We start from the raw sequence: 17,732 nt of genomic DNA, 5'->3' as shown, positions 1-17,732 counted from the left end.
ATCAATGACCGAACGGATCGTCGTCCTCGGCGGGGGGACCGGAGGAACCGTCCTCGCGAACAAGCTCGCATCGAAACTCGACACCGGGGACGCGGCGGTGACGCTCGTCGACGAGACTGGCGTCCACGTCTACAAACCCGTCTGGCTCTACGTGGCCTTCGGCGACGCGGAGCCGGCGGACGGCCGGCGTCCGCTCGACGACCTGCTCGACCGGCAGGTACGGCTCCGAACGGGGCGGGTGACGGACATCGACACCGACGCGAAGCGGGTGACCGTCGATGGAACGTCGGCGCTCGATTACGACCACTTGGTCGTCGCGACGGGGGCACGACTCGTGCCCGACCGGATTCCCGGTCTCGTCGAGGGCGCCCACGATTTCTACAGCGAGGACGGTGCCGAACGGCTCCGTGACGCCCTCGCCACGTTCGACGGCGGCCGTGTCGTCCTGTCGGTCGCCGGGATGCCGCACATGTGCCCGGCCGCGCCGGTGGAGTTCACGCTGATGGTCGAGGACTGGCTCCGCGACCGGGAGGTGCGCGCGGAGAGCGACGTCGTCTACACGGCGCCGACCGAGCGGTCACACAAACTCCCGCCGGTCGCGGACTGGGCCGACGAACGCTTCGACGCCGCGGGCGTCGAGAGCCACACCGATTTCGCGGTGGCACGCGTCGATCCGGGCGAGCGGACGCTCCACGCGACCGACGGGCGAACGCTCGACTACGACCTACTCGTGACCATCCCGCCGCACGCGGGCGTCGACCTGGTTGCCGAGGCCGGTCTCGGCGACGACGGCTGGGTCGAGACCGACCCGCGGACGCTCGAAGCGGCCCGCGCCGACGACGTGTACGCTATCGGCGATACGACTGATATCGAACGGCCGATGGCAGGAAGCGTCGCCCACTACCAGGCGGGTGTCGTCGCCGACCGGATCGCGGCCCGGGTCCGGGGCCACCGGCCGACAGCGACCTACGACGGCAAGGTGCTCTGTTTCCTCGAAGCTGGTATGGACGAGGCGACGTTCGTCTCGTTCGACTACGACTCCCTCCCCGACCTGCGCGCGGAGTCGGCACTCGTCCACTGGGCGAAAGGCGCGTACAACGAGTCGTACTGGCTGACCGCACGGGGGTTGATCTGAGATGAGCGACGACGACCTGGCGGCTGCCGTCGCCGAGGACCCCGAAGCGGTGGCGGCGTTCGTCCGCCGTCTCGACGATGTGAACGAACTACTCGACGTGCTTGCCCTCGCGACCGAGGCGGCCGACGACGAGATGGTGTCGTCGGTGGCGGGCACCGCCGGTTCGTTGGGTGAACTGGCCGACGAAGCGACGGAGCCGGAGACGATCCGGGGGGCGCGGACGCTCCTGCGAGCGCTCGGTGACGCGGGCGACCCCGAGACGGCCTATCGAGAGGTCGGTGTCGTCGGTCTCCTGCGGGCGCTCCGCGATCCGGAGGTCAAGCGTGGACTGGCGTTTCTGGTGGCGCTCGCGCGAGGGATCGGGCGAGAACTAGAGCGGGGAGAGGAGTAAGGCTACTCCTCGGTGGTCGTCTCGTCGATGTCGAGGTCGCCCTCGTGAATCTTCGCGCCGTCCTGAATCACCTTCTCCGCGAGGACGGCGCATTTGATCCGCATGGGGCTGATGTCGACGCCGAGCATCTCCACCACGTCGTCACGGTCCATCTCGGCGAGTTCGCCGAGCGTCGTGCCCGGGAGACGCTCGGTGAGCATGCTCGCACTCGCCTGGCTGATCGCACACCCGTCGCCGGAGAAACTCACGTAGTCGATGGTCTCCCCGTCGTCGTCGAGGCGCACGTCAATTTTGATCGTATCGCCACACGACGGGTTCTCGCCGACGTGGGTGAACGTGGGATCCTCGAGTTCCCCGTGGTTGCGAGGGTTCTTGTAGTGATCGAGGATCTGCTGTCGGTACATATCCGATCCCATACCCATGAGTAGCTTCAGGTAGGGTACTTTCGCGTAAAAGGATTCCGGGGTACGGGGACCCGTGTGGGCCACTGTGAGCCGGTTTCGGGTCGCCTCAGACGGCGGCCGCTTGGCCGGCGTCCTCGTAGGCTTGGAGGAGTTCGCGGTACCGGTTGCGGATGGTGACCTCGCTGATGTCGGCCACCTCGCTTACGTCTCGCTGGGTGATCTCCTCGTTGGTGAGCAGCGGCGCGGCGTAGACGGCGGCGGCCGCGAGGCCGACCGGGTTCTTGCCGCTGTGGAGTCCGCGTTCCTTTGCCGCATCGAGCATCCGCCGTGCCAGTCGGTCGGCCTCGTCCGAGAGGTCGAGGTCCGACGTGAATCGGGTGACGTAGCTCACCGGGTCGGCCGGGGCGACTTCGAGGTTGAGTTCCCGCACCACGTACCGGTAGGTGCGCTTGAACTCGCGCTCCTCGACCCGGCTGACGCGGGCCATCTCGTCGATGGTCCGCGGGACGCCCGCCTGCCGAGCGGCGGCATAGAGTGCGCTGGTGGCGACGCCCTCGATGGAACGTCCCGGCAGGAGGTCGTCCTCCAGCGCCCGTCGGTAGATGACACTCGCGGTCTCGCGGACGTTCTCGGGGAGGCCAAGCGCCGAGGCCATGCGGTCGATTTCACCGAGGGCCTGCCGCAGGTTACGCTCCTGGTGGTCCTGGGTCTGGAACCGCCGGTTCCACGTTCGCAGGCGCTGCATCTTCTCGCGCTGGCGCGAACTCAGCGCCTTTCCGTAGGCGTCCTTGTCCTGCCAGTCAATCGTCGTCGACAGCCCCTTGTCGTGCATCATCTTCGTCGTCGGCGAGCCGACTCGGGACTTCTCGTCGCGCTCCCGGGCGTCGAAGGCCCGCCACTCGGGGCCGCGGTCCACCTCGTCGGCCTCGACGATGAGTCCACACTCGCTACAGGCCGTCTCGCCGTGTTCCTCGTCGGTCACCAGCGCGCCGCCACACTCGGGACAGACGTGTTCGGTCGTCGACTCTTCGTGCTCTTGAATTTCGGTACTCTCGGTCGTCCAGATACGTGCTTCTGTCATGATGAGGTAATCGCCACCGACGGCCGAGACGGGGACCGTGCCGCCGTGACGGTTCTTAACCCACAGTTAGTGTTCTAGGTATATAAAACAACCGCTGAAATGCACGAGAGTACATAAACAACCCGCAATTCGTGACAGCAAACGTATGATATCGGCGGTCGGGAAAAATCCGAACGATAATAAATGATGGGGTGGCCGATCGCGGCGCCGGTCGACGTGGAACGGGGTCGTGAGCGGCGGGCGCTCGACGGTTATTCGCTCTGGATGCGCGGCGCGAGCATGAACGTCACCTGTCCCAGACCTTCGGCGAACTCGTAGTGGAGTTTCACCGGGAACTCCTCGCCCAGTTCGACCGTTACCTCGGCGTCGCCGGGGATGGCCTTGTTCATGTCCTTGAGATAGTCGAGCGAGAACAGCGAGTCGGCCGGACCGGCCTCTAGGTGAATGAGGTCTCCAGGACCCATCTCGAAGTCGACGTCGTCGGTGTCGCCCTCGGCCTCGATGTGGAACGTCTCCGCCCCCTCGTCGACACGGAGGTCGATGTGGTCGGAGACCATATCGGCGGCGGTGATGCCGCGGTCGAGTTGGTTGCCCTCGACCACGATCTCTGCGGGCAGATCGAGGTCGGGGATATCCGGCTCCTGGCGGATCGAGTCGGGATCGATGAGCGCCAGCGTATAGGAGAGCCCGTCGATCCGAATGTGGAGTTTGCGGGTCTCCTCGTCGAGTTCGAGGTGGACGAGGTCACCGGCGTTGCCCATCCCCGCGATATCCTCGAGTCGGGCGAGGTTGACGCCGATGACGCCGCCGTCGGCCTCGTAGGACTCGAACGCCGCGGCGTCCAGTGAGAGGTCGACCATCCCCACGTTCGCCGGATCGACCGCCCGAATCGACAGGCCGTCCTCGTTGAGCCGAACCTTACACTCGTCGACCAGCACGCTCACGGAGTCGAGGGCGTCCCGGAGCGTCGACGCGCTCACGATGGCCTTGAACATGTACCCGGTGGTACGCCCCGGGCGTTAAAAATACCCGCTGTTCGTCGCGGGCGAGCGCGCGTGTCTGCCTCCGGTTTATACGAACACCCCGATGGCGAAGGAAACTTGGTTAACCAAGCATACCTGCTATGAACCCTCGTTGGATACTGCTGTACACTCTATGGCCATCATCGTCGAACTGCGAATACCGACCCACCAGTTCGAGTTCGGTCGGCGACTCCCGGTTGGCTCCGGGGAGACCGAACTCGAACGGGTGAACGCAGTGGAAGACTGTTCGGCGCCGGTCTTCTCGCTGTCCGACCTCGCCACCGACCATCTCGACGGCCGCGACCCGTTCGCCGATACGGACGGCTACCGGTTCGAACCCGTCGACGTGTCCGGGGACTGCTCACTCCGTCTCGTCTCGTGGGACGCCGAGGCCGAACCCTTCTTCCGACTTCTCGACGACCACGGCGGCTCCATCCGTCGCGGCACGGGTGCCTCGGAGGCGTGGACGTTCGAGGCGGCGTTCCCGAGTCACGACGACTTCTCGTCGTTTCGATCCGCCACCGATGATCTCGACGCTACTATCGAAATCGAGCGCGTCTACAACCCCACCTCGGGGACCGGCGCTTGGTACGGACTGACACCCAGACAGCGACGAACGCTCGAACTCGCGGTCGACCGCGGCTACTACGACATCCCCCGGCGCTGTACGACCATCGAACTGGCCGACGACCTCGGCATTTCGGATCAGGCCGTCACCGAGCGACTGCGCCGCGGCATCGTGACCTTCGTCACCAACGCCCTGTTGTCCGAAGACGGGTGACGATCCTCTCCCCCTGTGAACGGCCGCGCCGGGGCGACACTGGAGTCATCGGTGGCCAAGGCGACCGCTAGCGACGGATCGAGGCTACGCATCCGACGTGCATATCCGGGTCGACCGCCTCGGTTCGCGTATGAACGTGGACACACACCCGTCGGCCGTCCGTTCGCGGCCGCGACGTCCGGTGAGTCGCCCATGACCGGGCGCGACGAGTACTACAACCGCTCGAAACAGGAAGGGTATCGTGCCCGGTCGGCCTACAAGCTCAAACAGCTCGACGAGGCGGCGGGCCTGCTCGCCCCGGGCAACGTCGTCGTCGACCTCGGGGCGGCGCCCGGCGGCTGGCTTCAGGTTGCCGCCGAGGCGGTCGGCGAAAGCGGCACCGTCGTCGGCGTCGACCGCCAGCGCATCCGGCCGCTCGATCACGACGTTGTCGAGACGCTCCGGGGCGACATGACCGAGGCCGAGACGGTCGACCGCCTCCGCGAAACCGTCGGCGACGCCGGCGCCGACGCCGTCGTCTCCGACATGGCGCCGAACATGACCGGCGAGTACTCCGTCGATCACGCCCGGTCGATCCACCTCGCCCGGCAGGCCCTCGGCGTCGCCGAGGACGTCCTCGCGCCGGGCGGCGACCTGGTCGTGAAGGCCTTCGACGGCCCGGACCTCGCGGCCCTCCGTACCGATATGGACGACTCCTTCGAGTACGTGCGCTCGATCCGGCCCGACGCCTCCCGGGACTCCTCTTCGGAGGTGTATCTCGTCGCCAAGGGGTATCTCACGGCGCCAATCACCGCCGGCGACGAACTCGTCGTCGACGTCGTCGACCGCGGCGACGAGGGCGACGGCATTGCCCGCGTCGACGGCTTCACCGTCTTCGTTCCCGACGCCGAGGTGGGCGACCGGGTCGAGGTGCGGATCGACGAGGTCAAGCCGCGGTTTGCCTTCGCCGAGCGGGTCTGAGCGGACGCCCCCGGATTACTCGCGCTCGGGGTCGCCCGTCGCGGCGGCCGCGGCCTTCGCGGCCGCGTCAGCCCGCGAGCGCACGAGGCCAACGACGGCGTACACGAACGGCGTGTCGACCAGTGCGATGAGCAGTTTGAGGAGATACTGGCCGAGCATCAGCCCGACGACTAAGGACCACGGTGTCGGGGTGCCGATGCCCGCGTACCGCGGCAGGAGGTAGAAGGCGACACCGACGAAGATGACGGTGTCGATGGCCTGGCTCGTCCCCGTCGAGACGACGTTCCGGAGCCAGAGGAAGTCGCCGTCGGTCGCCTCTCGGAGCCGGTGGAAGACGAACACGTCCCAGTTCTGGCTGACGAGGTAGGCAAGCAGGCTGCCTGCGACGATGTTCGTGCTCGCGCCGAGCACCGCGGCGAACTGTGCGGGGTCGACCGGCGAGTTCGGCGACGCCGGCGCCAGGATGGTCGACCACACCAGCGCCAGCAACACGAAGTTCATGACGAAGGCGACGTTCACCATGACCTGTGCCGCCCGCCGGCCGTACAGCTCCGCGTAGCAGTCCGAGGCCAAGAAGGTGAGCGCGTACGCCAGCGCCGCCCCGGGCAGGCTGACGGTCGCGCCGACCCGCGGCAGCGCGACCGGCAGCGGAACGGCGAGTACCTTCGAGGCGGTCAACTGCGCCGTCACCAGCGCCGTCACGAACAGCGCGAGGATGGCGACGCGGCCCGCCGGCAATGCGTCCCGTCTGCCGTTCATTCGTCGGACTCCAGACGCCCGTGCCTGGCGTCGATCTCGTCGAGCAGATCCAGATTCTTCCTGACCGACGCCCGAATCGCGTCGCTCCGGTTTACGAACTTCCCGTCCTCGCCGACGTGTTCGTCGAGGTCGGCCAAGAGTTCGTCCGGAATCTCGACGCTGATCTTGGTCACGCCACTCCCCCCAGTTCGCACCCGATCACACGTGCTAATATTCTCATGGTGTTCTCTCGGGCATATTCCCCGATGGAGGAGTTAAACGCGACGGCTTTACCGCGTGATACAGTCCCCACTCCCCATCTATTTGCCTGCCGCCCGACGTAACGTAGCCACGACATGACCGACGCGTCCATCGAAGCCATCACCGCACGCGAAATTCTCGACAATCGCCTGGAGCCGACGTTGCGGGTCACCGTCGAGACGGCCGCTGGCACCGGCCAAGCCGACGTTCCCCGGGGTCGCTCTCGTGGCGACCACGAGGCCGTCGACCTGCGGGACGGTGGCGACCGGTATCGGGGTCGCGGGGTCCGGCAGGCGGCCGCACACGTCGAGGAACGCATCGCGCCCGCGCTCGTCGGCCACGACGCCACCGCCCAGCGAACCGTCGACGCCCGCCTCGATGCGCTCGACGACCCCGACGACCCGCTCGGCGGTAACGCCACCACGGGTGTTTCGCTGGCCGTCCTCCGGGCCGGCGCGGTGGCGACCGACCAACCCCTCTATCGCTACGTCGGCGGCGCCGACACGCACGTCCTCCCGCTCCCCTTTTTCGACATGATCGAGGGCGGCGAACTCGCGGGCGGCGACCTTCCCTTCCAAGAACACCAGGTCGTCCCCGTCGGCGCCGACTCCGTCGCCGAGGCGGTCCGGATGGCCGCCGAGGTGTACTACGAACTCGGCGACATCGTCCGCGCGGAGTACGGCGAGGCGTCGCTCAACGTCGGCGCCGAAGGGGGGTACAACCCGACCGGCGTCGCCGATCCGCGGACGGCCTTCGACCTCGAACTCCGGGCCATCGAGGCGTGTGGCTACGACGGCGAGTTCGCCCTCGCGGCGGACGTCGCCGCCTCTCACTTCTACGACCCCGAGACGGAGACCTACGCCCTCCTCGACGACCGTCTCTCCCGGGCGGAGCTTCTCGCATTTTATGAGGAACTCGTCGATACCTACCCCATCGTCTCGCTGGAGGACCCGCTGGACCAGCACGACTTCGACGGCTACGTCGACCTGACCGACCGCCTCGACGTGCAGGTCGTCGGCGACGACCTCTTTGTCACCACCCCCGACCGACTGCGACGGGGGATCGACCGCGGTGCCGCGACCGCCCTCCTCTGGAAGGTAAATCAGGTCGGCACCGTCACGGCGGCACGCGAGGCGTCGCGGCTCGCGACCCGGAACGGCTACGCGGTGCAGGTGTCGGAGCGCTCCGGACAGACCCCCGATACGTGGCTCGCTGACCTCGCGGTCGGCCTCGGCGCCGGGCAGATCAAGACCGGCGTGACCCGCGGCGAGCGCACCGAACAGTACAACCGCCTCCTCGCAATCGAGACCGAACTGGGTGACGCCGCGACGTTCGGCCCGCCCGTCGAGGGGACGCTCGTCCCGTGACGACCGTCCGCAACCGGTCGGCGCTCGTCGACCACGGCAACGTCGCGGCCAGACGGGCCCTCCTCGATATCGCGTCTGCGGCCGTCGACGCCGTCCACCCCCGTCAGACCGTCCCCACGGCCGTGACCCGCGACGGCGACTGCCTTCGGATCGGCGAGCGAACCGTCGACCTCGGGGCCGTCGACGAGGTCTATCTCCTGGCGGCGGGCAAAGGGTCGGCCGCCGTCGCCGCGGCACTGCGCGCTCGGCTCGGGGACCGCCTCACCGATGGCGTCGTCGCCGAGAAGGCAGGTGGCGAGCGCACCCTCGACGACCTCACCGTCGTCGGCGCCGGGCATCCGGTCCCCGACGCCGAGAGCCTGCGGGCCGGCCGGCGGATCACCGCACTCGCCGACGCGGCGGGGCCGGACGATCTGGTGCTTGCCGCCGTCACCGGCGGCGCCTCGGCGACGCTCGCCGCCCCCGCCGCCGACCTCTCGCTTTCCGACCTCGCGGACACGACCGATCGGCTCCTGCGAGCGGGCCTCCGGATCGACGAGATCAACGCCGTCAGGAAACACTGCTCGACGCTCAAGGGTGGCCGACTCGCCCAGCGGGTCGCGCCGGCGACGCTCGCGACGCTCGTCGTCGTCGACGAACCCGCCGGCGACCCCTGGGGGCCGACCGTCGGCGACGCGTCGACGTTCGCCGACGCGCTCGCCGTCCTCGACCGTCACGACCTGACCGACGCCGTTCCGCCGGCCGTCTCCCAACACCTCCGTCGCGGCCGGGAGGGCGCGGTCTCCGAGACGCCCGGGACAACCGACGGCGACGTCCTCGTCCTCGCCGGACCAACCGACCTCGTCGAGGCCGCCCGGGATCGGGCCGCCGGCCGCGGCTACGAGCCGCTGATCCTCTCCTCGACGGTCGAAGGTGAGAGCCGCGAGGTGGCAACCTGTCTGGCGGCGCTCGCCCGCGAGGCGGCGACCCACGGGCGGCCGGCCGCCCCACCGTGTGTGTTGATCTCGGGCGGCGAGACGACCGTCCGGGTCGGTGGAAACGCCGGTGCGGGCGGCCCGAACCAGGAGTTCGCCCTCCGGTCGGCGGTCGCCCTCGCTGACGAGCCGCGGGTGACGACGCTCGCGCTCGGCACCGACGGCACCGACGGCCCGACCGCCGTCGCCGGTGGGATCGTCGATCACACGACGGTGTCCCGCCTCGACGCGGCGGGGTTCGACCCCGCCGCCCACCTCGACCGACACGACGCGACGCCGGCGCTCCGAGCCGTCGACGACGCGGTGGTGACAGGCCCTACGGGGACGAACGTGATGGACCTCCGCCTGACGCTCGTCGAGGCGTGAGGCGCGGTCACACCTCGGCGTCGGCGCTCGCCTCGCTGTCGGCCGAGTCGCGTCCGGAGAGGTCGCGGCGACCGCCGAGTGTCACCACGAACAACACGGCGATACCGACGCCGTAGGCGACCATCAGCGGGATGGTGACGAGGAACATCGTCATGACGTCCGCAGGGGTGGCGACGGCGGCGAACGCCAGCACCCCGACGGTCACCTCGCGCCAGCGGCCGCGCATGGACCGGTAGGAGACACCCGCGGTGTTGAGCAGGAGCATGAGAACGGGCACGTCGGTCAGGAGGCCGATGCCTGCGGTGGTGAAAAAGATGAGCCAGAAGAAGTTGGTGATGCGGTAGGCGATGACCATCTCGGCCCGGACGCCCTCGGCGACGAGATAGGAGATGACCGTCGGAGCGACGGTGGTGTATCCGAGGGCGAACCCGCCCAACAGGCCGACGACGAGGGCTGCGACCCACCCGAATATGACGTTCCGGTTGCCGCGGACGAACCCGCGTTCCCGGAGCGCCGGCCACGCGTAGTACGCCACTATCGGAGCGGTGACGAGGACGGCAATCAGCGTCGAGAACTTCACCTCGAAGATTAGCGCCTCCATGGGGTGGAGGGCCACCACCTCGATCCGGTCGGCGGCGGTCACCTGGTCGGGCAACTGCGAGAGGAACTGCTCGAAGACGCGGCCGATCCCGCCGGTGTAGAGCCACCCGAACGTCGACGCGAGGACGATTCCGAAGACGGCGGCGATCCGGAAGGCCCGCGAAGTGAGCGAGTCGAGGATGAACGCGACGTCGGTGTAGTAGCCGCCGACATCGTCCTCGTCGGCCTCACCGCCGGTGAACTCGTCGAGGAAGGTCCCGCCGGCGCGACTCGCCCGGTCGCCCAGTTCCTCGGTCGTGGACTGTGGGGCGTCGCTCCCGCTGCTGCTGTCGCCGTCACCGTCGCTCTCGGCTGCCCGCCGCTCTTCGGCCTCGTCGAACCGGTCGAGGATCGCTCCGGCCTTCTCCTTCCGGTCGTCGTCCATCGCCTCGTTGGCCATCGTCAACGCCTCCTCCTCGCTCAGGTCGGCGAACGCCTCGGGCGGCGCCGCCCTGATCCCGTCGGCGTCGAGTTCTCCGAGGTCGATCTCCGTCGGCTCGCCGACCGTGACGGGATCGACCGCGGCGTCGAGTTCGGCGTACACGTAGTACATGAACCCGACGGCGCCGGCCAGGAGCGCCCCAATCGACGCCCACACCGCGAGGGCGACTGTCCGGGCCACCGGAAGCGTCGATCCGGGTTCTAGGAAGCGACGACTGCTCCCCAGCCGCGCTAGCAGGTCGTTGGCGAGCGCGAGGCCGCCGTAGGCGTAGAAGCCGTACACCAGGAGGGCGCCGACGACGCCGATCCCGGCGATGACGTTCCAGTGGCGTCCGGCGGCCGTCCACACGTCGAGGCGCTCGCTGCCGCGCTTGGCCGTCACCACGAGCTTCGAGAGATAGAGGCTGAACCCGTAGAGGACGAGCATCGGCGCCGCCCACATGAGTTGCGTGAACGGGTCCGGCGGCGTGAACAGCGCGCCGGCGGCGACCATGGCGACGGCGGCGTACCGCCAGCGGTCGCGGAACGTCTCGTAGGGGACGATTTCGGTGTAGGAAAGGGCGCTCATCGCCAGCGGCAACTGTGCCGCTATGCCGAAAGAGAGCGTCAGCAGGAAGATGAACTGCGCCCAGAGGACGATAGAGTAGGTCGGCCGGAACCCCGCGGAGATGGCGTTGTTCGCGAGAAATGAGAACATCACGGGGAAGAAGACGACGTAGCCGTAGACGAGACCCGCGATGAACAGCGTCACCGAGAGCAGCCCCCCGGCAGCAATCTTCCACCGTGCCACCGGCGACGACGGCCACCAACCGCGCTCTTCGAGGGCGTCGCGCGAGAAGTAAATGAAGACGGGAATCGCCATGATGATTCCGGTGACGAGACCGATCTTCGCCTGCAGGAGGATCACGTCGAACGGCGTCTGCGCGATGATCTGGAGTTCCTCGGCGGTCACCGCGGACATCCGGGCTTCGGTGACGTTGCGCAGGAACTCCCAGATGTAGAGCCGGAGGGCATAGAACGAGCCGATGAACCCGACGAGGAAGACGATGAACACCTTCTGGAGGTCCTTCTGGGCGGAGCGGAGCATCGCACCGGCCGTCTCCCGCCCGGCGTCCAACGTCTGACGGGTGTCCTCGTCAAGCGCACTCGACATGCTACATCGAACCCGTCTCGTCGTCATCAATCTTTTCTCTCCGGTCCTGCCCGGGGCGGGGCGTCTCGTCCGCCGATCCGATGGAAAAAGGCCTATAACAGCCGGGGGGATACTTCGGGTGAATGGCTGAGGACTCGGAGCCGGACACGCCGTCCGAGGCGGCGGCGGACGGCGATCCGGACTCGGAAGACGCCGATGTGGATCCCGCCGATAGCCGCGGGACCACGGCGTCCGACGACGCCGGGGCCGGATCCGTTCCCGACGCCGACGATCCGGCGCTCGATTCCGACACCGACACCGTCTACTCGCCGTCGGACGCCCCCGATGCCGGCGGCTCCATCGAGGACTACCTCGACGACGAGTCTTCGCTCACCGCCGACGAGACGGCCCCCGAGGGGGCGACGGGGACCGACGACCCCTTCGACATCGACGAGCGCCGGAGCGTCTCTGACGCCGTCGGCGCCCCCGCTCCGGACGAGGCCCTCGACGAGGATCCGGAACTCGAACTCGCCCCGGAGGTGACCGCCGACGCCGAGGTGGAGACGGACGCCGAGTCGGCGGACCGGGATGCCGACGACGGGGCGCCCGACGGGGCGGCTCCGACCGGCCGCGACCTGCGCGACAGCACGGCCCCGCAGGGCTGGACCCGCGAGGACGACACGGACGAGGCCGACACCGGAGCGACGCCGCCGCCCGATCCGGTGGCGACCGCCGACAGCGCAGATCCAGCCGCCGAAAGCTCCGATACGACGCCCGCGACGACCGGCGGCTCCGTCGTCAGCGGCGAGACGACCGTGGAGCCACAGCCACCGTCGGCTCCCGATCCGTCGAGCGACGTCGACGACGGCCTCGTCGGCGAGGGGCCGGCCTCGGACGAGGAGATGCCCCTCGCCGCCCACATCGAGGAGATGGTGCGCCGGCTGGCGGTCGTCCTCGTCGTCGGTGGCGTCGTCGCCCTCGGGGTCTTTCCCATCGCCGACAACGTCATCAACTACCTCTGGAACGCTCACATCCCGGGGGCGGCGACGAACCCCGACCTGCGGCCGCGCCTGTACGGCCCGCTCGAACTCCTGCTCACCGAACTGAAGGTTGCCGCGCTGGCCGGCTTCGTCGTCGGTCTGCCAGTCGCCGTCTACGAGACGTACCTGTTCATGCGCCCCGGCCTGTTCCCGCGCGAACGCCGCTACTACCTCGCTGCCGTCCCGACTAGCCTCGTGTTGGCGCTGATCGGTGTCGGCTTCGCCCACTTCGTCGTCCTCCCCGCCATCTTCGCGTACTTCACCGTCTACACCGAGCAGTCGGTCGAACTCATCGCCTTCGGACTCAAGGAGACGTTCGGCCTCATTCTCGTGCTCATGGGCTATATGGCCCTCGTCTTCCAGATTCCGCTGTTCATCATGCTCGCGATCATGATGAATCTCACCACCCGGCAATGGCTCGAAGGCCGGCGCCTGCTGTTCTGGGGTGGGTTCCTCGGAATCTCCTTCCTCGTCAGCCCCGACCCGACGGGGATGGCACCGATCATCGTCGCGGCGACGATGATCACGCTGTTCGAGGGGACCCTCGCCTTGCTCCGGTGGACCGGAAACTGATCCGTGTGATCGATTGACGAACCGAGTGCCGGGGTGTCGTCCGGTATCGTCCCCAGGAACGCTCTTGTCGGAGACGGCCGTAACAGTTGCCATGACTACCGTTTTGCTCACCAGACACGGCGAGACGACGTGGAACCGCGAGGGCCGTCTCCAGGGCTGGGCACCGACGCCGCTGACCGACCGCGGGCACGCACAGTCGCGAGCGCTCGCCGACGCCGTCGCCGCCGACTACGACGTGGACCGCGTCCTCGCCTCGGATCTTCGACGGGCCAAGCGGACCGCTACCCACCTCGCAGAGTGCGTGGACCGTGAGCCGACCTTCGAGTCGACGTGGCGCGAACGCGACTTCGGGTGCTACCAGGGCCTGCCCCACGAGACGATGTTCGAGGACCACGAGCGCCTCTCGCTCCGCCGTGCCGGCCACGACGCGGTGGACGCCCGCCCGGAGAGCGGCGAGAGCCTCCGGGACGTGCGGGAACGCGTCTTGGCCGGTTGGGAGCGACTCCTCGCCGAGAGCGGCCCCGCGGAGACGGTGGCTGTCGTCTCTCACCGCGGTCCGCTCTCCTTACTTCTCGGCGCCGTCGAGGGCCGCGACGTCGTCTCGGCGGTCGTCGACGGGGAACACGCCAACTGCGGGCTGAACGAACTCCGCGTGACCGACGGTCGGGCACGGCTGATCACTGAGAACCGAACCGACTTCCTCGACGGCGTCTCGGCGTAGGTGAGTCTCGTTCGACGCCCCGAAACCGGCGCGCCCGTCGCCGCTTAGTCCTCGCCGGTGGGGTACTCCTGGGCGAACACGTCGGCGACGACCGGTTCCTCTTCGGTGTCGTCGTCCGGGCTGACGCTCCCCGTCCGGTATCCGTGCAGGTCGAGCGTGACGTGATCGAAGCCCACGTCGCTGAGGTGTTCGCGCGCCGCGCGGACGAACTCCTCGTCGAGGGCGGCGTCGAGTTCCGCGGGTGCCACCTCGATGCGCGCGAGGCCGTCGTGGTCGCGCACTCGAAACTGCGAGAAGCCCCAGGTCCGCAACACCCGTTCGGCCTTCTCGACGCGCGTGAGCCGTTCCTCGGTCACCTCCAGTCCCGTCGGGATCCGTGAGGAGAGACACGCCATCGAGGGCTTGTCGGCGACCGAGAGGTCGTAGCGCTCGGCGGCCTCCCTGACCTCCGCTTTGGTGAGGTCGTGGGCGAGCAGCGGCGAGAACACGTCGAGTTCCTCGACGGCGCGAAGTCCGGGTCGGTGTCCCTCCCCCGGGTCCGAGGCGTTCGTCCCGTCACAGACGGTGCCGATCCCACGCTCGCGAGCCACGTCGTACATCTTTCCTAAGCGCATGGTCCGGCAGTGGTAACACCGATCCTCGCCGTTGGCGACGAAGTCGGGGTCGTCGAGTTCCGAGAACGTCACCGTCTCGTGGGGGATTCCGATTTCCTCGGCCACCCGGACGGCATCGTCGAGTTCGGACGCGGGGAGCGTCTCGCTTCTGGCCGTACAGGCCAGGGCGGCGTCCCCGAGGGCCTCGTGGGCGAGGGTGGCGACGACCGCCGAATCGACGCCGCCGGAGAACGCGACGACGACCCCGTCGCGCGCGGCGAGGTCGGCGCGGGCGGCGTCGAGTTTCGCGTCGAGTGTGGTCATCGTCCGCCATTCCGCGCCGACGGGCAAAAGCGCGTCGTCCGTCCCTCGGCCAAAGGCTCAATCGTGTGGCGCCGAACGGCGGGTATGACCTGCGTCTGCGGGATTCGACCGCCACGGGAGGCCGATCCCCGGTGACTGCCCCCGACGATCCGAGCGGCGAGTCGGGTCTCGGCCTCGTCGATGCCGTCGACGTCGAGGCTGGCCCCATGGCCGTCGGCCTCCTCGTCGGTGTGGGTGGCCTGCTCTTCCTGCTGGAACCGCTCGTCGGCCCAGTCCGGATCGGCCAGGCACGCGTCCGCCCTGTCGCGCTCTCGACGGTGGTGCTCGCCGGTGGGTTCTGTCTCGGTGCCGTCGTTTTCCTCCGGCGGGACCGACGCCTGTTCGGTCTCGCACACGGCGTCTTCGGCCTGGCGTGGGCCGGCATCGCGGCCGGCACCGCCTTCGGAAACGGGACCCTCGTCATCGCTGCCGTCCTGTTGGTCGTCGCCGGCGCTGGCGCCCTCGTCTCCCGCGGTCGCCGGTGACTCCATCCCCCCGTCGGCCGCGCCCGGACCCCGTCCATCGGACCCGCAACGTTTTGCCGGACGCGGGGATACTCGTTCCCGCATGGAGCTTACGGCCATCCCGGGTGTCGGCGAGAAGACGGCGGCTGCGCTCGCCGACCTCGCCGACCCCGAACGGGCGCTCCGGGAGGGGGACGTGGCCGCACTCGCCGAGGCGCCGGGGATCTCTCCGGGTCGGGCCGCCGCCATCGCCCGCGCAGCCGTCCGCCACGAACACGACGCCGACGGCGAGTTCCTCGCGACCGACCGCGCCCGCGACATCTACGAGGATATCCTCGCGCTCCTGAAGGCGCGGACGGTCACCGACTACGCCGCCCGCCGGATGGAGACGTTCGTCCCGACGGGGGCCGCCTCTCGGATCGCGGAGGTTCGCGACCTGGTCGAGCAGGCGACCAACCGTGAGGTCGACCCTGCGACCCTCGAGGCGCTCGCCGACGTGACGCCGCTTGTCGATCCGCCGCCGACGCGGGTTCGCGACCGCTGTCTCGCCACCGCCGACGCCGAGCGGTACGCCGAGGCGGAGGACGCCGTCCCCGAACTCTCGGTCGAGGTGGTCGACGATGCCCGCGACCTCGCGGAACTCGCTCGCTCGTACGCGACGGTGATCGCTCTCGACGAGTCGTTCGCCGGTGTCGACGTGACCGGCGATGTCCGGGTCCGCCCGGACGCCCTCGAACACCCTGCCGAGGTGGTCCCCGAGCGCCTCCTCGCCTTCTTCGCGGCGAACCGCGACACCCTGCTCGCGGCGGCGCGGGTCCACGACGCCGCGGGAATGGCCCCACCCTGTGACCTCGACGGGCTTCGCGACGCGCTCTCGCGACTCGACGACGACGGCACGCCCGTCGGCGACGACGAACTCGACCGGCTCACGACCGCCGTCGACGACCTCGACGCCGCGGTCGGCACGGCCGAGTCCGTCGCCAACGACCACCTCCGCACCGCCATCCGCGAGCGCGACGTGACCATCGAAGGCACCGACTTCCTCTCCTTGGTCGAGCAGGGCGCCCGCGTCGACACCCTCCTCTCACGGGAACTCGCCGACGAGTTCGACCGCGCGGTCGCGAAGGCCCGCGATCACCTGATCGACAGCCTCGACCTGAGCGACGAGGCGGACTTAGCCGAGCGGGTCTTCGGCGGCGACCCGACCTTTCCACTGAAGCGAGAGGAGGAGGCGGTCTCGCGGCTCCGTACCGAACTCACGGCCGCCCGCGACCGTCGGGCCGCCCGCCTCAAGACGGAGTTGGCCGACGACCTGCGGGCGCTTCGCGACCCCGCGGAGCGACTGGTCCGGGCCGCGCTCGAGCGGGACGTGGAACTCGCTCTCGCCCGCTTTGCCGACGACTTCGACTGCACTCTGCCGGAGGTTGGCGACGACGTGCGCGGCGTCGCCGTCGAGGGCGGCCGGTCGCCCTTGCTCGATGTCTCCTTCGACGAGGTCGACCCCGTCGACTACACCGTCTCCGGGGTGACGCTCCTCTCGGGGGTCAACAGCGGCGGCAAAACCTCGACGCTCGACTTGCTGGCGCTCGTCACGGTCCTGGCACACATGGGCCTCCCGGTTCCCGCTGTGGCCGCCCGGGTCGAACGCGTCTCCGAACTTCACTACTACGCCAAGAGTCAGGGCACCCTCGACGCTGGTGCCTTCGAGGCGACGCTCCGGGACTTCGCCGACCTCGTGACGGGTACCGACTCGCGGCTGGTGCTCGTCGACGAGTTGGAGAGTATCACGGAACCGGGCGCGAGCGCGAAGATCATCGCCGGCATCCTCGAATCGCTCGCTGGAGGCGACGTGACGGCCGTCTTCGTCTCTCACCTCGCCGGCGAGATTCGGGACGCCGCGGGCATCGACGTGGCCGTCGACGGCATCGAGGCGGTGGGGCTCGTCGACGGCGAACTGCGGGTGAACCGCTCGCCGGTGACCGACCACCTCGCGCGCTCGACGCCCGAACTTATCGTGGAGAAACTGGCGACGGAAGCCGGCGACCGAACACCCGACGACGATCCTCCGACCGACGAGGACGACTTCTACCGGCGCTTGCTGGAGAAATTCTGAGCAACACACCGTTCCATTTCTGCGCAAAAACGCGTTACCGTACGAGCATCCCGGCGTCGGTGAGGCGCTCGACGCGGAACCGACGGCCCTTCGCCGGAGCCAGCCCCAGTTCGATTCCGTACCGCAGTGACCCGGGTGCGGAAACCGAGGCGTAGCGCCCTCGGCGCGGCCGT

The 17,732-nt window shown here is 68.8% G+C and carries 17 protein-coding genes; 10 read left to right on the top strand and 7 right to left on the bottom strand.

Translation table 11 applies throughout. The features are described 5' to 3' along the window. Nucleotides 1-4: 4 nt before the first annotated feature. Both NO878_RS09235 and NO878_RS09230 read left to right on the top strand, forming a co-directional pair. Entirely contained in the window at nucleotides 5-1,135 is a 1,131-nt protein-coding gene (locus tag NO878_RS09235; protein WP_256405704.1) for an NAD(P)/FAD-dependent oxidoreductase, read from the top strand. Between the two features lies 1 nt (nucleotide 1,136). After that, nucleotides 1,137-1,526, top strand: a complete 390-nt coding sequence (locus NO878_RS09230) for a helical membrane plugin domain-containing protein (RefSeq protein WP_256405703.1) — start codon at nucleotides 1,137-1,139, stop codon at nucleotides 1,524-1,526. A 2-nt stretch (nucleotides 1,527-1,528) separates the two neighbouring features. On the opposite strand, the gene sufU is transcribed toward NO878_RS09230, so the two are convergent. The 3 genes from sufU to NO878_RS09215 all read right to left on the bottom strand — a co-directional run bounded on the left by sufU (nucleotide 1,529) and on the right by NO878_RS09215 (nucleotide 4,006). After that, nucleotides 1,529-1,948, bottom strand: coding sequence for a Fe-S cluster assembly sulfur transfer protein SufU (sufU, locus tag NO878_RS09225; protein ID WP_256405702.1), 420 nt, complete (start codon nucleotides 1,946-1,948; stop codon nucleotides 1,529-1,531). 88 nt (nucleotides 1,949-2,036) lie between these two features. After that, complete coding sequence (locus tag NO878_RS09220) at nucleotides 2,037-3,011, bottom strand: transcription initiation factor IIB (protein WP_256405701.1); 975 nt, start codon at nucleotides 3,009-3,011, stop codon at nucleotides 2,037-2,039. Between the two features lie 251 nt (nucleotides 3,012-3,262). Then, nucleotides 3,263-4,006: a DNA polymerase sliding clamp gene (locus NO878_RS09215; protein ID WP_256405700.1), complete on the bottom strand. Its 744-nt coding sequence runs from the start codon at nucleotides 4,004-4,006 to the stop codon at nucleotides 3,263-3,265. 160 nt (nucleotides 4,007-4,166) lie between these two features. Between NO878_RS09215 and NO878_RS09210 the strand changes: the two genes are divergently transcribed. Together NO878_RS09210 and NO878_RS09205 are read left to right on the top strand one after the other, a co-directional pair. Continuing rightward, nucleotides 4,167-4,814, top strand: a complete 648-nt coding sequence (locus tag NO878_RS09210; protein ID WP_256405699.1) for a helix-turn-helix domain-containing protein — start codon at nucleotides 4,167-4,169, stop codon at nucleotides 4,812-4,814. 192 nt (nucleotides 4,815-5,006) lie between these two features. Next, nucleotides 5,007-5,774 carry an RlmE family RNA methyltransferase gene (locus tag NO878_RS09205; RefSeq protein WP_256405698.1) on the top strand — a complete coding sequence of 256 codons (768 nt, stop codon included), beginning with the start codon at nucleotides 5,007-5,009 and terminating at the stop codon, nucleotides 5,772-5,774. Between the two features lie 15 nt (nucleotides 5,775-5,789). Here the strand turns inward: NO878_RS09205 and NO878_RS09200 are convergent, their stop codons facing one another. Together NO878_RS09200 and NO878_RS09195 are read right to left on the bottom strand one after the other, a co-directional pair. Continuing rightward, entirely contained in the window at nucleotides 5,790-6,533 is a 744-nt protein-coding gene (locus NO878_RS09200) for a queuosine precursor transporter (protein ID WP_256405697.1), read from the bottom strand. Further along, nucleotides 6,530-6,706 carry a ribbon-helix-helix domain-containing protein gene (locus NO878_RS09195; RefSeq protein ID WP_256405696.1) on the bottom strand — a complete coding sequence of 59 codons (177 nt, stop codon included), beginning with the start codon at nucleotides 6,704-6,706 and terminating at the stop codon, nucleotides 6,530-6,532. The genes NO878_RS09200 and NO878_RS09195 overlap by 4 nt, the downstream gene beginning before the upstream one ends. Before the next feature lie 162 nt (nucleotides 6,707-6,868). On the opposite strand from NO878_RS09195, the gene eno reads away from it, so the two are divergent. Both eno and NO878_RS17175 read left to right on the top strand, forming a co-directional pair. Next, on the top strand, nucleotides 6,869-8,140 hold the full coding sequence (eno, locus tag NO878_RS09190) for a phosphopyruvate hydratase (protein ID WP_256405695.1): 1,272 nt from the start codon (nucleotides 6,869-6,871) through the stop codon (nucleotides 8,138-8,140). Beyond that, nucleotides 8,137-9,480, top strand: coding sequence for a glycerate kinase type-2 family protein (locus NO878_RS17175; RefSeq protein ID WP_256405694.1), 1,344 nt, complete (start codon nucleotides 8,137-8,139; stop codon nucleotides 9,478-9,480). Before eno ends, NO878_RS17175 begins: the two co-directional genes overlap by 4 nt. Before the next feature lie 7 nt (nucleotides 9,481-9,487). On the opposite strand, the gene tatC (NO878_RS09180) is transcribed toward NO878_RS17175, so the two are convergent. After that, nucleotides 9,488-11,713, bottom strand: a complete 2,226-nt coding sequence (tatC, locus tag NO878_RS09180) for a twin-arginine translocase subunit TatC (protein ID WP_256405693.1) — start codon at nucleotides 11,711-11,713, stop codon at nucleotides 9,488-9,490. A gap of 122 nt (nucleotides 11,714-11,835) precedes the next feature. Between tatC (NO878_RS09180) and tatC (NO878_RS09175) the strand changes: the two genes are divergently transcribed. Together tatC (NO878_RS09175) and NO878_RS09170 are read left to right on the top strand one after the other, a co-directional pair. Next, a complete protein-coding gene (gene tatC, locus NO878_RS09175) occupies nucleotides 11,836-13,305 on the top strand; it encodes a twin-arginine translocase subunit TatC (protein ID WP_256405692.1) in 1,470 nt (489 codons plus the stop codon). Nucleotides 13,306-13,396: 91 nt separating this feature from the next. Continuing rightward, a complete protein-coding gene (locus NO878_RS09170) occupies nucleotides 13,397-14,026 on the top strand; it encodes a histidine phosphatase family protein (protein ID WP_256405691.1) in 630 nt (209 codons plus the stop codon). A 44-nt stretch (nucleotides 14,027-14,070) separates the two neighbouring features. Here NO878_RS09170 and larE read toward each other — a convergent pair whose 3' ends face one another. Continuing rightward, on the bottom strand, nucleotides 14,071-14,943 hold the full coding sequence (larE, locus tag NO878_RS09165; RefSeq protein WP_256405690.1) for an ATP-dependent sacrificial sulfur transferase LarE: 873 nt from the start codon (nucleotides 14,941-14,943) through the stop codon (nucleotides 14,071-14,073). Nucleotides 14,944-15,074: 131 nt separating this feature from the next. Between larE and NO878_RS09160 the strand changes: the two genes are divergently transcribed. Both NO878_RS09160 and NO878_RS09155 read left to right on the top strand, forming a co-directional pair. Then, complete coding sequence (locus NO878_RS09160; RefSeq protein ID WP_256405689.1) at nucleotides 15,075-15,467, top strand: hypothetical protein; 393 nt, start codon at nucleotides 15,075-15,077, stop codon at nucleotides 15,465-15,467. 82 nt (nucleotides 15,468-15,549) lie between these two features. Further along, entirely contained in the window at nucleotides 15,550-17,559 is a 2,010-nt protein-coding gene (locus NO878_RS09155) for a helix-hairpin-helix domain-containing protein (protein WP_256405688.1), read from the top strand. Nucleotides 17,560-17,732: the final 173 nt, after the last annotated feature.

The organism is Haloplanus ruber (assembly GCF_024494725.1).
In the GTDB taxonomy this organism is placed as follows: Archaea; Halobacteriota; Halobacteria; order Halobacteriales; family Haloferacaceae; genus Haloplanus; species Haloplanus ruber.
Note: the sequence above shows the minus strand (reverse complement) of the source record. Positions and strands in the feature narration are given on the sequence as shown.

What these genes read in the sequence shown, in the direction of transcription:
- NO878_RS09200 (WP_256405697.1), bottom strand. Translation starts at nt 6,533, where the DNA reads ATGAACGGCAGACGGGACGCATTGCCGGCGGGCCGCGTCGCCATCCTC.
- tatC (WP_256405693.1), bottom strand. Translation starts at nt 11,713, where the DNA reads ATGTCGAGTGCGCTTGACGAGGACACCCGTCAGACGTTGGACGCCGGG.
- tatC (WP_256405692.1), top strand. Translation starts at nt 11,836, where the DNA reads ATGGCTGAGGACTCGGAGCCGGACACGCCGTCCGAGGCGGCGGCGGAC.
- larE (WP_256405690.1), bottom strand. Translation starts at nt 14,943, where the DNA reads ATGACCACACTCGACGCGAAACTCGACGCCGCCCGCGCCGACCTCGCC.
- NO878_RS09220 (WP_256405701.1), bottom strand. Translation starts at nt 3,011, where the DNA reads ATGACAGAAGCACGTATCTGGACGACCGAGAGTACCGAAATTCAAGAG.
- NO878_RS09230 (WP_256405703.1), top strand. Translation starts at nt 1,137, where the DNA reads ATGAGCGACGACGACCTGGCGGCTGCCGTCGCCGAGGACCCCGAAGCG.
- NO878_RS09235 (WP_256405704.1), top strand. Translation starts at nt 5, where the DNA reads ATGACCGAACGGATCGTCGTCCTCGGCGGGGGGACCGGAGGAACCGTC.
- NO878_RS09170 (WP_256405691.1), top strand. Translation starts at nt 13,397, where the DNA reads ATGACTACCGTTTTGCTCACCAGACACGGCGAGACGACGTGGAACCGC.
- NO878_RS09205 (WP_256405698.1), top strand. Translation starts at nt 5,007, where the DNA reads ATGACCGGGCGCGACGAGTACTACAACCGCTCGAAACAGGAAGGGTAT.
- NO878_RS09215 (WP_256405700.1), bottom strand. Translation starts at nt 4,006, where the DNA reads ATGTTCAAGGCCATCGTGAGCGCGTCGACGCTCCGGGACGCCCTCGAC.
- NO878_RS09210 (WP_256405699.1), top strand. Translation starts at nt 4,167, where the DNA reads ATGGCCATCATCGTCGAACTGCGAATACCGACCCACCAGTTCGAGTTC.
- NO878_RS09155 (WP_256405688.1), top strand. Translation starts at nt 15,550, where the DNA reads ATGGAGCTTACGGCCATCCCGGGTGTCGGCGAGAAGACGGCGGCTGCG.
- eno (WP_256405695.1), top strand. Translation starts at nt 6,869, where the DNA reads ATGACCGACGCGTCCATCGAAGCCATCACCGCACGCGAAATTCTCGAC.
- sufU (WP_256405702.1), bottom strand. Translation starts at nt 1,948, where the DNA reads ATGGGTATGGGATCGGATATGTACCGACAGCAGATCCTCGATCACTAC.